This window comes from Arthrobacter sp. zg-Y844, assembly GCF_024385465.1.
In the GTDB taxonomy this organism is placed as follows: Bacteria; Actinomycetota; Actinomycetes; order Actinomycetales; family Micrococcaceae; genus Arthrobacter_B.
On sequence record NZ_JANFLS010000001.1, the window covers coordinates 1,311,355 to 1,324,277 of the forward strand.

At 65.8% G+C, this 12,923-nt stretch carries 10 protein-coding genes; 4 read left to right on the top strand and 6 right to left on the bottom strand.

The window, feature by feature from the left end:
- Positions 1-80: 80 nt before the first annotated feature.
- Positions 81-1,286 carry a DUF445 domain-containing protein gene (locus tag NNX35_RS06285; RefSeq protein ID WP_255867327.1) on the bottom strand — a complete coding sequence of 402 codons (1,206 nt, stop codon included), beginning with the start codon at positions 1,284-1,286 and terminating at the stop codon, positions 81-83.
- Between the two features lie 234 nt (positions 1,287-1,520).
- On the opposite strand from NNX35_RS06285, the gene NNX35_RS06290 reads away from it, so the two are divergent.
- Genes NNX35_RS06290 through NNX35_RS06300 form a run of 3 tightly spaced genes read left to right on the top strand, consistent with a single transcriptional unit; the run spans position 1,521 to position 4,297 of the window.
- Positions 1,521-3,383 (top strand): glycoside hydrolase family 15 protein, encoded by a 1,863-nt coding sequence (locus NNX35_RS06290; RefSeq protein ID WP_255867251.1) that lies wholly within the window; start codon positions 1,521-1,523, stop codon positions 3,381-3,383.
- On the top strand, positions 3,380-3,775 hold the full coding sequence (locus tag NNX35_RS06295; RefSeq protein WP_227920692.1) for a hypothetical protein: 396 nt from the start codon (positions 3,380-3,382) through the stop codon (positions 3,773-3,775). Before NNX35_RS06290 ends, NNX35_RS06295 begins: the two co-directional genes overlap by 4 nt.
- A 3-nt stretch (positions 3,776-3,778) precedes the next feature.
- Positions 3,779-4,297, top strand: coding sequence for a metallophosphoesterase (locus NNX35_RS06300; protein WP_255867253.1), 519 nt, complete (start codon positions 3,779-3,781; stop codon positions 4,295-4,297).
- Positions 4,298-4,345: 48 nt separating this feature from the next.
- Here NNX35_RS06300 and NNX35_RS06305 read toward each other — a convergent pair whose 3' ends face one another.
- From NNX35_RS06305 to pta, 5 genes are all read right to left on the bottom strand, one after another.
- On the bottom strand, positions 4,346-5,692 hold the full coding sequence (locus tag NNX35_RS06305; RefSeq protein ID WP_255867254.1) for an MFS transporter: 1,347 nt from the start codon (positions 5,690-5,692) through the stop codon (positions 4,346-4,348).
- A 227-nt stretch (positions 5,693-5,919) separates the two neighbouring features.
- A complete protein-coding gene (locus NNX35_RS06310; protein WP_255765624.1) occupies positions 5,920-7,107 on the bottom strand; it encodes a zinc-dependent alcohol dehydrogenase in 1,188 nt (395 codons plus the stop codon).
- Positions 7,108-7,250: 143 nt separating this feature from the next.
- Positions 7,251-7,724, bottom strand: coding sequence for a hypothetical protein (locus tag NNX35_RS06315; protein WP_255867255.1), 474 nt, complete (start codon positions 7,722-7,724; stop codon positions 7,251-7,253).
- Between the two features lie 119 nt (positions 7,725-7,843).
- Positions 7,844-8,989: an acetate/propionate family kinase gene (locus NNX35_RS06320; protein WP_255867256.1), complete on the bottom strand. Its 1,146-nt coding sequence runs from the start codon at positions 8,987-8,989 to the stop codon at positions 7,844-7,846.
- On the bottom strand, positions 8,990-11,062 hold the full coding sequence (gene pta / locus NNX35_RS06325; RefSeq protein ID WP_255765627.1) for a phosphate acetyltransferase: 2,073 nt from the start codon (positions 11,060-11,062) through the stop codon (positions 8,990-8,992).
- Between the two features lie 244 nt (positions 11,063-11,306).
- Between pta and NNX35_RS06330 the strand changes: the two genes are divergently transcribed.
- On the top strand, positions 11,307-12,821 hold the full coding sequence (locus NNX35_RS06330; RefSeq protein ID WP_255862160.1) for an amino acid permease: 1,515 nt from the start codon (positions 11,307-11,309) through the stop codon (positions 12,819-12,821).
- Positions 12,822-12,923: the final 102 nt, after the last annotated feature.

The following is a 12,923-nucleotide window of genomic DNA, read 5'->3' on the forward strand; positions in this document are numbered from 1 at the left end:
TGTCCCTCGACGGAGAAAGGCCCGCCGGCATTTGCCGGCGGGCCTTTCTGTCCTAAGCGTTCCTTTTCTCCGGACCCGGATCAGCCGAATACAGCCGTGGCGATGGTGAAGATCGCCAGTCCGGCCAGCGAACCAACCACGGTGCCGTTGATCCGGATGAACTGCAGGTCCTTGCCGACCTGCAGTTCGATCTTCTCCGAGGTCTCCTGCGCATCCCAGTTCTCCACCGTCTCGGTAATGACGGCGGCAATGTCGTTGCTGTACGTGCGGACCAGGTAGCCCGCAGCGTCCGCCACGTAGCCGTTCACCTTGGCCGCCAGCTCCGGCTCGTTGATCAGGCGGGTACCGAAGTCCTGAAGTGCGGACTTGAAGTTCCGCGTGAGTTCGCTGTCCGGGTCATCGGCGGCCGTCATCAGCGCGTTTTTGATGGTGGTCCAGGTGGAGGTCATCAATTCGCGCACGCGCGGATCATCCAGGACCTGCTCCTTCACCACATCGGCCTTCGCCATGGTCTTGGGGTCCTCCTGCAGGTCCCGGGCCACTCCGGTGAGGTAGTTGTCCAAGGCCACTCGCAGCTGGTGGTTGGGGTTTTCCTGCACGTCGATCAGGAACCGTTCGGCCTGGATCTGCACGCGCTCGCCGACCAGGTCATCCACGAAGGCGGGAACCCACGACGGCGAACGCTCGGTTACCAGCCGGCCGATCACTTCGGGGTTGGCCAGCACCCAGTCGGACAGGCTGTCCACAATCAGGTTGACCAGCTGGTGGTGGTGGCCCTCTTCGAAGATCCGCTGGGCCATCTTTCCGGCCGGCGGCCCCCACTGCGGGTCCACCACGTGGCGGCGGAACATGGATTCCAGGACGTCGCGGACGGCGTCGTCGTCGAGCACCCTCAGGGCCCCGCGGATGGCTGCGGCACCTTCGGTGGCGACGCGTTCGTCTCCCTCGGGCCGCGCCAGCCAGGTGCCTGCCTTCGCAGCAACCTGCATGGAATCGAGCTTGGCCCGGATGATGTCTTCGGCCAGGAAGTTCTGTTCCACGAACTGGCCCAGGGACGCCCCGATCTGGTCCTTTTTCTCCGGGATGATGGCTGTGTGCGGGATCTTCACCCCCATCGGATGCTTGAACAGGGCGGTGACCGCGAACCAGTCGGCAAGGGCGCCCACCATGCCGCCCTCCGCCGCAGCGCGGACGTATTCCAGCCAAGGGTACCTGTCCTGCAGTGCGAAGGAAAAGAGGAAGATGACGGCCAGGAGGATCAGCAGGCCCGTGGCCAGCATTTTCATGCGCCGCAGGGCATAGGCGCGCTGCTCGTCGGTGGGCTGGGCAACCACGCTCACGCGTGTACCTCCTTCACTGAGAAGGACATCTTCGAGGTTGACGCGTGTTTCAATACCGCTCCCTAATCCAGTGCCGGTCCCGCTGCCGATCCGCTGCAAGGAACTTCTGCGCGGGACCACCCCAATCTAATCAGTGATTGCCGCAGCTGCGCTACGAACCGGGGCATCTGCTTCGGCACCGTGTGGTTGAGTAGTGCCATGGCATCCCCCATAGAGGATTATGCGCTGGTTTCGGACCTGCATACCGGAGCCCTCATATCGCGGACCGGCAGCATGGACTGGCTCTGCCTGCCGCGGTTCGATTCGCCCTCGGTGTTCGGTGCGCTGCTCGGGAGCAGCGACCACGGCCGGTGGCTGCTGGCGCCGGAACATCCCGCAGCGACCGTAACGCACCGCGGGTATGTTGAGTCCACCTTCGTGCTGCGTACCCATTGGCAGACACCCTCCGGAGCGGTCCGGGTCACGGACTTCATGCCGGTGAAGGACCGCCGGGCGTCCCTTACCCGCCGGATCGAGGGCCTGAGCGGCACTGTGGACATGAGGCAGGAACTGGAGATCCGCTTTGATTACGGCACGGTCATTCCCTGGGTTTTCCGGGGGTGGGACGACGACGGCGAACACCTTTCCGCCATCGCGGGCCCGGGTGCCCTGGTCCTGCGCGGGCCGAGCCTGCCCGAAGCAGACAACCACCGCCACGTAGGGCGCTTCGAAGTCCGGGCCGGGGAATGCGTTGACCTGGAACTCACGTGGTACCCCTCGCACCGGCCGGTACCGCCCCGGCAGAACGTTGACGCGGCCTTGGAGCGGACCGTCGCCTACTGGCAGGGCTGGGGCCGGCAGTGCCCGCAGAACGTCCCCTATGAACACGCGGTACGGCGTTCGCTGCTGGTCCTGCGTGCCCTGACCCATGAGGACACCGGCGGGATTGTCGCCGCTCCCACCACCTCACTGCCCGAGGCGGCAGGAGGGGACCGGAACTGGGACTACCGGTACTGCTGGCTGCGGGACGCCGCCCTGACGCTCGAAGCCATGCTGACCCACGGGTACGAGGACGAGGCCCTGCAGTGGCGCAGCTGGCTCCTCCGTGCCGTGGCAGGAGATCCGGAGGACCTGCAGATCATGTATGCCGTGGACGGGGGCCGGGAACTTCCGGAACGGATCCTCCCGCAGTTTCCCGGTTATGCGGGAGCTGCACCCGTGCGCATCGGCAACGGGGCCGTGGGGCAGTACCAGGCCGACGTCGTGGGCGAAGTGATGGTGGCCCTGGACCGGCTGCGGGACCGGGGCGTGCCGGAGGACCACTTTTCCTGGCCGCTGCAGCGGGCGCTGCTGACCTTCCTGGAAAAGCACCTGGAGGAACCGGACCGCGGCATCTGGGAGATGCGCGGGACGCCCCGGCACTTCACCCACTCGCGCGTCATGATGTGGGCTGCCTTCGACCGCGCGGCCAAGGCCGCCAGGACCTACGGCCTCGACGGGCCGGTGGAGGTCTGGGAAGGGCTGCGGGACGGACTGCGCGACGAAGTGATGGAACGCGGCTGGGATCCCGACCTGAACTCCTTCACCCAGTTCTACGGCAGCGGCACCGTGGACGCCGCCCTGCTCCAGCTGCCGCACGTGGGTTTCGTTGCCTACGACGACGAAAAAATGCTGGGCACGGTTTCCCGGCTGGAGTCGGAGCTGGTCAACGGCTCCGGACTCCTGCTGCGCTATGCCACCGAAACCGGGGTGGACGGACTGGCGGCGGGGGAGAACCCCTTCCTGGCGTGCAGCTTCTGGCTGGTGGAACAGTACGCCCACTCGGGCCGGCTCGCCGAGGCCCGGCGGCTGATGGACCAGCTGGTGGGGTACGCCAACGAGCTTGGTCTGCTCAGTGAGGAATATGATGCAGAAAACAACACCATGGCCGGCAACTTTCCACAGGCGTTTTCCCACCTGGCCCTGGTCCGAGCAGCCGATGCAATTGCCGTTGCCGTCGCGGCACAAGTGCCGACCGCGGCATCCCGGCAGGCGGCCGTCCCCACAACCGAAGGAACCCGATGAACCGACAGACGCTCTCAGCAGCTGCCATGGCGGCCCTGCTGACCACCAGCGCCGTCAACCACTTCCGCAACCCGCGCTTCTACAACGCGGTGGTTCCACGCAGCATCAGCACCGATACCGAGGGGAAGTTCGGTGTGCTGACCCGGCGGCAGTGGACGCACGTCAGCGGAGTCATTGAGTTCGCGGCCGCCGCCGGACTGCTGTTGCCGGCTACTCGGCGGCTGGCGGCAACGGGGACGGCGGCCATGTATGTTGCCTTCATTGCGGGGCATATCTCTGCCCTGCAGCGTGCCTTCGGCCCCCGCGGCGGGGACAAAGAGAAACTGATCCACAGTGTCCGGCTCCCGCTCCAGCTGCCGTTGATCCTCTGGGCATGGAACCTGCGGAAATAGCGGATGTCGACGAAGCTCCTCCTGCTTTCGGATACCCATCTGCCCAAGCGGGCGAAAGTGCTTCCCGAGGTCCTCTGGGCGGACATTGAAGCGGCCGACATTGTGGTGCATGCCGGTGACTGGGTGAATGAGGAGCTGCTCGACCAGATCCAGTCCCGCTCACGGCGGCTGATCGCCTGTTACGGCAACAACGACGGCCCCGACCTGCGGAACCGGCTGCCGCTGGTGGCCCGGGCGGTGGTTGAAGAGGTGCGGCTCGCCGTCGTGCATGAGACAGGTCCCGCCGCAAAGCGGGAAGCGCGGATGGACGCCCAGTTCCCGGACACGGACCTGCTGGTCTTCGGCCACAGCCACATCCCGTGGGACTCCGTAACACCTGCAGGGATGCGCCTGCTGAACCCCGGGTCCCCCACGGACCGCCGGCGCCAGCCGTTCTGCACCTACCTGCGCCTGGAGATTGACGGGAAAACGGCAACGCCCGATCTCCGGCGGCTTCCACCGCGGGGGATCGGGCGTTCCTAGGGGACGTTCCGGGTGCCGCGCCTTTCGGTGCGGCACCGCGGTGCCCGGTCAGGCCGGGACGGTGTCCTTGCGGAGGGCGGCCGGCTCGGCCGTCTTGCGCCGGCCGGTCCGCAGGCAGGCGATCGCTCCGCCGCCCACAAGCATCGGGACGATGAAGAGGAAGTAAAGGTTGCCGGGTTCCCAGCCGCCGTCGATCAGGGAACCGGCCACGATCGGGGAGATGATGGCACCCACCCGGCCCATGCCGGTGATGAACCCGACCGCCGTGGCGCGGACGTCCGAGGAGTAGTACACGGGACCGATGGAGAACATGCCGGCGATGCCTGCGTTCACCAGGAAGCCCAGCAGGGCCGCCGCCAGCAGGGCCGTGGGCAGTGCGCCGGTGGAGACCGCGTACACGCCGAAGCCGCCTGCGGCGAGGACAAAGAACGTGACCAGGACCCATTTGACGGCGAAGCGGGCGGCGATCAGTCCGAAGACGATGGAACCGATGATCGCGCCGAGGCTGAAGAGCACGCCGGCGTCGATGCCGTCCTGTGCCGTGAAGCCGCTGGAAGCGACCAGCTTGGGCGTCCAGGAGTTCGCGAAGTAGAAGCTCGCCATCAGCATCATGAACGCGATGGACAGGAAGATCGTAGTCGCCGCGTATTTGCCGGAGAACAGGGACTTCCAGCGTGAGCCGACGGTCAGCGCCGTGCCCTGGGGGATGAGGGGCAGTTCGGTGATCTGCGGCTGGTCCAGGCGGGCCAGGATGCGGTTGGTCTTCTCCAGCGCGCCGGCCGGGCGCCGGGTCATGAGGTAGTCCAGGGATTCGGGCAGCAGCTTCAGGATGAACGGAATCATGGCCAGCGTGATGATGCCGCCGAAAATGAACGCCGCGTGCCAGCTGTAGGCCGCGATGAGGATGCCCGCAATGATGCCGCCCAGCATGCCGCCGATAGGCTGCCCGGCGCTGTAGAAGCTGATCGCGGTGGAACGCCGTTTGGCCGAGGAGTACTCGGAGACGAAGACGTTGAGGCTCGCCTGCATGGTGCCGATGGCCAGTCCGGTGATGAAGCGCAGCACAAAGAGGACCGCATAGGACGGAGCGAACGCGGAGGCGAACATCCCCGCCGAAATCACCAGCGCACAGATCAGGATGGTTTTCTGCCGGCCGATGATGTCCGCCACCTGGGCCACCAGGATGGATCCCACCGCCATGCCGAAGAGGGCCGAGGAGAGCAGCATGCCCAACTGGGCACCGGTGAGGTCCCAGTGCTCGCTGATCGAATTGGCGCTGAAAGCCATAACCAGGACGTCAAAGCCGTCGATCATGTTCAGGGCGACGCAGATGGCGACAATGCCGACCTGCATTCGCTTCATAGGAGCCGCTTCGATGCGTTCCTTGATTTCCATGGGCCTTACCTAACTTGCTCTGGGGGCGGGGGACCGGCCACGCTTGTACGCATGCCGAACGGGTGTTCGTTTGAAGAACCTCAATGAGTGTAGGGCCACAGGGCTGTGTGGTGCGAATTACATCCGTGTACCCGTCCCCGGCGGGCTGCCGGGGCGGTTAACCGCAGAAAGCCAGGACCCGCGGCCTTGCGGCGGGTCCTGGCTTTCTGCGGCAGAGCCGGTGTCGGTTAGTTCTGGATACCGGGCTGGAAGACAACCTTGATGCAGCCGTCTTCCTTCTTCTGGAACTTCTCGTACAGCTCCGGTGCGTCCTCAAGGCTGGCCTGGTGGGTCACCAGGTTGGTCACGCCCAGCGGATCGGCGGAGTCCTCGACCAGCGGCATCAGGTCATCAACCCAGCGCTTGACGTTGCACTGGCCCATCCGCAGGTTCAGCTGCTTGTCGAACATGTTCATCAGCGGCATCGGGCTGGCCGTGCCGCCGTACACGCCGCTGAGTGAGACCGTTCCGCCGCGTCGCACCGCGTCGAGGGCGCCGTGCAGGGCGGAGAGCCGGTCCGTTCCGGCGGTTTCCATGGCCTTCTGGGCCAGCTTGTCCGGCAGCAGGCCAACAGCAGTCTGGGCGGCCTTGCCGACCGGGGAGCCGTGGGCTTCCATGCCGACGGCGTCCACCACCGAGTCGGGGCCGCGGCCGTCGGTCATTTCGCGCAGCTCGTCGGCAATGTCCTTGTGCAGGTCCAGGACCTCGACGCCGTACTGGCCGGCGAGCTTGCGGCGCTCCTCCACGGGGTCGACGCCGATGACGCGGTAGCCGAGGTGGGTGCCGATACGGGCAGCGAACTGGCCCACCGGTCCCAGGCCGTAGACGGCGAGCGTGCCGCCGTCGGGCACGTTGGCGTACTGGACGCCCTGCCAGGCGGTGGGCAGGATGTCGGAGAGGAACAGGTAGCGGTGGTCCGGCAGTTCCGAGCCGACCTTGATGGGGCCGTAGTCGGCATGCGGCACGCGCAGGTATTCAGCCTGGCCGCCCGGGACGGAACCGTAGAGCTCCGAGAAGCCGAACAGCTGGGCGCCCATTCCCTTCTCCCGCACCTGGGTCACCTCGCACTGGGTCTGCAGGCCCTGGCGGCACATGTAGCAGCTGCCGCAGGAAATCTGGAAGGGGATGACCACGCGGTCGCCCTTCTTCAGGTTGGTGACGGCCGAGCCGACCTCTTCCACGATGCCCATGGACTCGTGGCCGAGGATGTCACCCGGCTTCATGTACGGCATCAGGACGGCGTAGAGGTGGAGGTCCGAACCGCAGACGGCGGTGGAAGTGACGCGGATGATGGCGTCGGTCGGTTCCTGGATCACCGGATCCGGAACCACCTCTACGCTGACGGACTCTTTTCCCTGCCATGTAACTGCTTTCACGTGCGAACCTCCTGCTAGTTGCATTCTGAGTGCGTTGAAAGAACTAACTCCATTGTGTCAATTCATAAGCGTACTGACAAAACAGGTGTTTGTTCTGGCAGAATGCCGCCTCCGGGTGGGCGGGAGGGTGCGCGGCGAGCGGGCTAGGGGCGGCGGCCCGGCAGGACACGCCACTGAGGTGCGGTTCCGGCGGGTATCGCGGCGTCCCCGGGTCCGGGCTCACGGGCCCCGGCAAGGACCCGGGTATCCCGGCACAGGATCATTGCCAGTGCAGTGTCGTTATCCAGTACTTCCCGGCTCCCCGGGAGGAGGCCGCCCGCGGTCGGATGGCCGGGCAGGGCGTCCGGTGGAAGCTGGATATGCACGCGCAGCTGCAGGTTGGCAGGCGCTGAGCGTTCGACGTCGTCCGCGACCCCGGCGAGCACCTCCAAAGCGGCGGCCTCAATCCGGACGGTGCGCGTGAGGTTCACGCAGATGTCGGCGCCCAGGGTAGCGGTGTGCTGGAGGATGTTCAGCAGGGTCTCGCAGCTGGCGCCCGTGAGTTCTCCACGGACTTCAATCGAGGCGGCTGCATTCCGCGTATCTATCTGGACCAGAACACGCAGCGGATTTTCCATGTCTTCTCCACGCCGACAGGTATCCCCGGCCGCTGCTTAACCGGGTCTGCAACCGTACCAACGCGGATGTCCTGCTGTCTGCCGTTCTTCCCCTTTTAGCGGATTTCGGTTGCAAACCGTCAATAGGTAGCTGCGGATTCCTTGTGGCGTTCGACGACGGCGGCGGTCGCCTCCGCAATGGCCTCCTCTTCGTCGGTGGGCACCACGAGGACGGAAATGGCAGAGTCGGGCGTGCTGATCCGCCGGGCCTGCTTGCCGGGTGCCAGATTGGCTTCGGGGTCGAGCCGGATGCCGAGGGGGCCCAGCTGGTCCACCACCAGCCGGCGGAAATGCCAGCCGTTTTCGCCGATCCCGGCAGTGAAGACCACGGCCTGCGCGCCGCCCACGGCCACGTGGTAGGCGCCGATGTACTTGGCCAGCCGGTAGGCGGCCACGGTCAGGGCCAGCCGAGCCTGCTCATTGCCGTTGTCGGCCGCTTCCTCGATTCCGCGCATGTCCGACTCGCCGGCCAGGGCCCGCAGCCCGGATTCCCGGTTGAGCAGGTTGTCCAGGGTGTCGGCGTCGTACCCCTGCCGGGCCAGGAAAACGAGGATCGACGGGTCAACGTCTCCGCTGCGGGTGCCCATCACCAGGCCCTCCAGGGGAGTGAATCCCATGGAGGTGTCGATGCTCCTGCCGTCCTTGATGGCCGCCACCGAGGCACCGTTGCCCAGATGGGCGATCACGCCGTCGAACTTTGACGGCTCAATGCCCAGGAAGCGTGCAGCCGCCGGTGCGACGTAGGCGTAGCTGGTGCCGTGGAAACCGTAACGGCGGATGCCGTGACGCCGGTACAGGCTGTCGGGCAGTGCGTAGCGCCAGGCGTGTTCGGGCAGGGTGCGGTGGAAAGCGGTGTCGAAGACGGCCACCTGCGGCATCTTCGGCCACTTTTCATGGACCGCGCGGATACCCATGGCGCTCGCGGGGTTGTGCAACGGGGCCAGCGGGCTGAGCCGTTCAATCGAGCGGACAATCTCGTTGTTGACCAATACGGGTTCGCTGAAGCGTTCCCCGCCGTGCACCACCCGATGCCCCACGGCGTCGATTGTGCGTCCGTCCAGCTCGTCGCGGAGCCGGCTGCTGAGTTCTTCCAGCGCGGACGCGTGGTCCGGAACCACGTCGCCGATCCGGTCGATGATCCCCTTGGCCAGCAGTTCCTGGGTATCGGTCTCCCGGACCTGGTACTTCAGCGAAGAGGATCCGGAATTGATGACAAGAACCAGCATTTAATCCTCCTGTGCCTGCACTGCGGTGATGGCCACGGTGTTCACGATGTCCTCGACGGTGCAGCCGCGGCTGAGGTCGTTGACTGGTTTGCGCAGGCCCTGCAGGATCGGGCCCACGGCCACGGCTCCGGCGGACTGCTGCACGGCCTTGTAGGTGTTATTTCCGGTATTCAGGTCGGGGAAGATGAATACCGTGGCCTGTCCCGCCACTGAGGACCCGGGTGCCTTGGAGGCCGCTACGGAGGCATCGACGGCGGCGTCGTACTGGATGGGTCCTTCCACCGGGAGATCCGGGCGGGCGCGGCGGACCAGCTCGGTGGCCTGCCGGACGCGTTCCACCGAGCCGCCCTTTCCGGAGGAGCCGGTGGCGTAGGAGAGCATGGCGACCCGCGGGGTGACACCGAACTGCTCGGCGGTGGCGGCGGAGGCGAGGGCGATGTCCGCCAGCTGCTCGGCGTCCGGGTCCGGATTCACTGCACAGTCGCCGTACACCAGGACGCGGTCCTCCAGCAGCATCAGGAACACCGAGGAGACGATCTTGACTCCCTCCCGGGTCCGGATGAACTCCAGTGCGGGCCGGATGGTGTTGGCGGTGGTGTGGGCCGCGCCGGAGACCATGCCGTCCACCCTGCCCAGCTGCACCATCATGGTGCCGAAATATGCCCCGTGGAGCATACGTTCGTTGGCGTCTTCCAGGGAGACGCCCTTGTGCTTGCGCAGAGTGGCGTATTCCCGGGCGAATTCCTCCCGCAGGGCGCTGGTGGCCGGGTTGATGAGGTTGATGTTGGACAGGTCAATGCCCTCGCTTGCTGCCAGTTCGCGGATCTGGCCCTCCGGGCCCAGCACCGTCAGTGCACATACGTCCCGCCGGCTGAGGATCTCTGCGGCCTGCAGCACCCGCAGGTCCAGTCCTTCCGGCAGCACGATCCGCTGCCGGCTGGTGCGGGCCCGCACGATCAGCTCGTTGAGGAACCGCAGCGGTGTGGTGGTGGCAGGGCGGGGGAGCGCCAGGCGTTCCAGCAACTCGGCCTCATCCACATGCCGGGACCAGGTGCCCAGGGCTGCGGCAACCTTCCGCCGGTTGCCGCTGGAGATCTCGCCCCGGACCCTGCTGACCCTGCGCGCAGTGATATAGGTGTCCGTTTCGACTTCGAAGACGGGAAAGGGTGCCGACGCCAGCAGCCCCAGGATGGCCGGTTCCACATCGATGCCGCCGGTGAGGATCATGCCGCTGGCCACGGGAAAGTCCGAGGAGAAGGAGGATGCCAGGGTGGCGACCATAACGTCGGCGCGGTCGGCCGGGACAATCACCAGGGTCCCGTCCGAAAGCTGGGGGATGAAGTTCCCCACGGTCATGGCGGCAACCTTGACTGCGGAAACGTCGCGTTCAAGGTTGGCGCTGCCGGCCACTTGGCGGGCCCGCAGTGCCGTCTGCACTTCGGCGATCGACGGCTGGGAGATTTCACTCTGCTCGGGAATGACGTAGACCGGCCGGCCGCTCTGTCCGGGCCGGATAGCGGCGGTGATGGCCTCGACGTCGGACGGCGCTGCCCGGTTGACCATCACGGCCAGCAGGTCGCACTTCGCGTCGGCCAATTGGCGGCGTGCCACGTCGACGGCGTCGGCAGTCTCCGCCGCAGTGGTTTCCTGGGCGTTGACGACGGCGAGCACGACGGTGCCCAGGTCATTGGCCAGCCGGGCATTGAGATCGAACTCCAGGGCGACGTCGTGCCCGGAGAGATCGGTGCCTTCGACAATGACGACGTCGCAGTTTGCGGCGATTTCGCTGTAGACGGCCAGGCAGCGGGCATCAACCTCGCCGCGCTCCCCGGCAACCAGCAATGCACGCAGCTGAGTCCGGGTCAGGCCACCGCGGCAGGTGGCCGGACCCAGGTTGAAGCGGCGCTGCATCAGCTCCACCATGGGATCCTGTGCCGGGTTGTCACCCTCGACAATCGGCCTGAAGAAGCCCACCCGGTCTGCGTGCCGGCCGAGCATGTCCGCCAGCCCCAGGCTGATCAGGGACTTGCCGGATCCGGGCGTCATGGCGCTTACATAGATTCCGCGGGCCATAGCTGCTTGTCCGTTCGTTGCCGGGATAAAACCTGGGTTAGCCGCCCCTGACAAGCGAGTGGCGTACGTCATATCCATCCTCGCAAAAGGCAGCGGCACTTGCCAGCCAGCGCCCCGGCGCCGGTTCCGCAGCCGCAGCTTTTTGGAATCCTTTGTCTCAGCATGTGAGACTAAAATAAGAGCCGCACGGCGCCCGGACTACGATTGATCGGTTAGATTTCCCTCAGATAAGGCGAGGATCCACGTGAGTCTCTTCCGTACAAAACCCATCGAGAGTTCCCTTGCGGATGCCGACGAGCCCGGCCGTCGGCTAAAGCGCTCACTCACCACCTGGGACCTCATGATCATGGGCGTCGCGGTGGCCGTAGGCGCCGGCATCTTCTCGGTAGGCGCCCGGGCTGCGGCGCAGTTCTCCGGCCCGGCCGTAACCCTTTCGTTCGTGCTGGCGGCGATCACCTGCGCGCTCGCCATCATGTGTTACGCGGAGTTCGCCACGGCCATCCCGGTGGCAGGCTCCGCCTACGTGTTCACCTACGCCACGATGGGTGAGCTGGTGGCCTGGATCATCGGCTGGAACCTCATCCTGGAGCTGTTCACGGCAGCGGCAGTGATCGCGAAGTACTGGGGCATCTACCTCAGCGAGGTCTTTGCGCTGATCGGCTGGGACATACCCGCCACGCTGGACCTGGGCGTGCTTTCGCTGACCTGGGGCCCGTTCCTGATCGTCGCAATCTTTACCTTCCTGCTGGTCATGGGTACCAAGCTTTCCGCCCAGGTAAGCAACGTTTTCACCATCATCAAGGTGGGCGTGGTTCTCTTCGTGATCGTCGCCGGTTTCTTCTACGTCAAGGCGGAGAACTACACGCCGTTTATTCCGGATCCGGTCGCCACCGCCACTGATGGAAGCTCGGGGGTCCTGCAGCAGTCCCTGTTCTCCTTCCTCACCGGTGCCGCCCCCGCGCAGTACGGATTGTTCGGTGTCTTTGCCGGTGCCGCCATCGTTTTCTTCGCTTTCATCGGATTCGACGTCGTGGCCACCTCTGCCGAAGAGGTCAAGGATCCGGGCAAGACCCTTCCGCGGGGCATCTTCGCCGGCCTGGCCGTAGTCACGCTGCTTTACATCGGCGTCTCCCTGGCCCTGACCGGCATGGTCCCCTACACCGACCTGGCCGCAGCCGAAGACCCCAACCTCGCAACGGCCTTTGCCCTCGTGGGAAACACCGGTGCGGCATCGGTCATCGCCGTCGGATCCCTGATTGGCCTGACCACGGTGATCATGGTGCTGCTGATGGGCCTGGCCCGCGTGGTGCTGGCGATGTCCCGGGACGGCCTGCTGCCCCGCTCGCTCTCCCGGACCAGCGACAAGCACTCCACACCGGCCCGGCTGCAGATCATCCTCGGCGCCCTGGTCGCCGTGGTGGCAGGGTTCACGCGGGTGGACGTACTCGAGGAAATGATCAACATCGGCACGCTCTCCGCGTTCGTGGTGGTCAGCCTGGGCATCCTGGTGCTGCGGAAGAAGCGTCCGGACCTGCGCCCGGCCTTCCGGGTGCCCTTCGGTCCGGTGATCCCCGTCCTTTCCGCGGTGCTGTGCCTGTACCTGATGACCAACCTGGCGGTTGAGACCTGGATCTACTTCGCGGGCTGGCTGGTCATCGGCTTCCTGTTGTACTTCGCCTACGGGCAGCGGCATTCGCGTCTCAACGAGAAGTTCCATGACGTGGCCGCCGCCGGTGCAAGCCGGGACACGGCAGTCTGAGCCCTGCGGGCCGAACGGTCCGCCGGGAAACCTCCAAACCCGCGTAGGCTGCTCCGGCGGCCTGCGCGGGTTTTTTGGTGCCTGCAGTGGCACACTGGGCAG